Below are 2,007 nucleotides of genomic sequence, written 5' to 3'. Positions count from 1 at the left end.
TGGGGTAGTAGGTGACATTGGTCGCGTAGCTGCCTGCCTGCTGCGGCTGGCCCAGGGCGTTGGGGGCGTAGTCGACCGACAGGCTATCGGGATAGGTCAGGCTGGCCAGGTGGCCGTTGCCGGTGTAGCCATAGCCCACGGTCCAGGTGTAGGTGTCGGCCTGGAGGGTCTCGGACACGGGCAGGCGGCGCTTGTTGTACAGGTAGCTGTTGACGACGCTGCTGGCGCCGCCGTCGTTGTACGTGGTGATGCTTTCGGGCAGCCCGTCGGGGGTGTAGTCCCAGGCCTGGTTGCCGTTGTTGTCCGGGAACTCCAGGGTGCTGATGCGGTTGCGGGAATCAAAGGTGCGCAAGACCTTGCGGGCCAGGATGGGGGGGGGTTACTGCAGGCGGGCCGTCTTGGTCAATGAATGCCTCTGATGTTCATAGCGGCCTACCATTCCTTCAAGTCATCACCGCCGTCCTGTGTTCTCTTTAGAACAAACATTGCCCGAGCAAACCCAGCCATTCTGTGTCGAATCGAAAGGAGTAGCTTCCCCTGCTTCAAGGCCACGGCGGCCAAGCCATTGTGGCCATGTACGTTGCCAGCCTGTGCCGCCCTTTGGAAGAGCGCTGCCGCCTTCTCCAGGTCCCTAGGAGTACCTACTCCTTTCATGTAGAGCCTTCCCAAGGCCAACCAAGCTTGGGGAGAGTTTGCCCCGTTAGCCGCAAGCGAGAACACTTCGAATGCCAACTTCGGGTCTCTTAAGTCCTTGGGTCCGTTAGTTGAAATGCGGCCAATACCCATCAAACCTTGCAAGGAACCGACGGAATCAACGCTCCGACGATAACATTCCAAAGCCTTCCTCTCGTCCGGCTTAACATTTCCACGACCATATTCATATAGCACACCGAGAACTGCGTCCGCGTGCCCATCACCTTCTTTCGAAAGACGCTGAAGTTTCCGGATGGCGAGATCTACGCTGTTCGCCTTGAGCATAGATATCGCATTCTGATATTTGTTGTCCGCATCATTGGTCATGGAGACACCGATCGCCTATTGGCCCGATCGAGTACCTCTCGTCTAACCGCTTCAACAACTTCTTCTCTTTGTCTGGTTCTATTAAGGATGTCTTCTACAATAGCTCCACCCTTTCCATCGCATATAGCTGCGCCCAGTCCGGCGGCCAAGCATATCCTCCGCGCCTCTCCTGGGGCATATCGCGCACCAACCAAAATTCCTTCGCCGACTGCGGGAGTCGTGCTAGCGGCTAGTGCGATTGCGTCTGGTGAAGCCGCGAATATCAATGCGGGAAGCGTAATAGTACGAGTAAGTTCACCAGCTCTGATCGCTTGGTCTTGAGACATGTCTTTACGCAATGCCATAAAGGTCGTGAGTTGGAAGAAGCTTGCTTTTGCCTCATTAAACCGAGGTGCTACTACAATGACAGGCTCTGACATTTCAGGATCGTCATCCGATTCTTGCGGGTGAATATCGCAGTCAGCGCAATCGACGGGGCCGGGAGAGATAACGGTTTTTCTTCTCTCATTCGCCTGCCTTCCATCTATGTCGACGAATCTATATGGATTTCCGTTTGCATATCGATATCTATGGAACTGGCCAACGACATCAACGCGAGCAGTCACCACGTCTACTGACAGGAAGCGTCCAATGCTCGGATCGTAATAGCGCTGCTGCATATACACGAGCCCGGTCGCGGCATCGGTGATATGCCCGGTATATCCCGGGCCATCCTGCATCGGCCGGTTGGCCAGGAACCCATAGGGCTCGTACTCGCTGCGTTGCAGCACGGTCTTTGCGCTGTTGGTGGTGGCCACCGGGCTGCCCAGGGCATCGGTGTGCTGGTAGGTCACCGTTTCGGTGCTGCTGCCGATCGGGCGGCTGCGCTCGGCGACCAGGCTGCCGCCCAAGTAAATGTATTGACGGCGCTTGCTGGATCGCTCGTCGCGCTGGAACAGGATCTGGCCGGACTGGCTGTAGAGGCTGTAGGCCAGCCCTGCGCTGCTG

Annotated in this window: 2 protein-coding genes and 1 pseudogene; all 3 read right to left on the bottom strand. The window is 56.9% G+C overall.

Annotation, left to right across the window (positions count from 1 at the left end; genetic code table 11):
• Positions 1-352 (bottom strand): annotated as a pseudogene (locus QAA18_RS12695) (hypothetical protein); the annotation flags it as partial.
• A gap of 80 nt (positions 353-432) precedes the next feature.
• Positions 433-1,020: a tetratricopeptide repeat protein gene (locus QAA18_RS12690; protein ID WP_279413453.1), complete on the bottom strand. Its 588-nt coding sequence runs from the start codon at positions 1,018-1,020 to the stop codon at positions 433-435.
• Positions 1,017-1,910: an RHS repeat-associated core domain-containing protein gene (locus tag QAA18_RS12685; protein ID WP_279413454.1), complete on the bottom strand. Its 894-nt coding sequence runs from the start codon at positions 1,908-1,910 to the stop codon at positions 1,017-1,019. Before QAA18_RS12685 ends, QAA18_RS12690 begins: the two co-directional genes overlap by 4 nt.
• Positions 1,911-2,007 lie beyond the last annotated feature (97 nt).

The organism is Luteimonas sp. 8-5, assembly GCF_029763755.1.
GTDB lineage: Bacteria > Pseudomonadota > Gammaproteobacteria > Xanthomonadales > Xanthomonadaceae > Cognatiluteimonas.
This window is presented reverse-complemented; position numbering and strand designations above follow the sequence as displayed.

Coding starts and splice junctions, on each gene's coding strand:
- QAA18_RS12690 (WP_279413453.1), bottom strand. CDS start 1,020: ATGACCAATGATGCGGACAACAAATATCAGAATGCGATATCTATGCTC.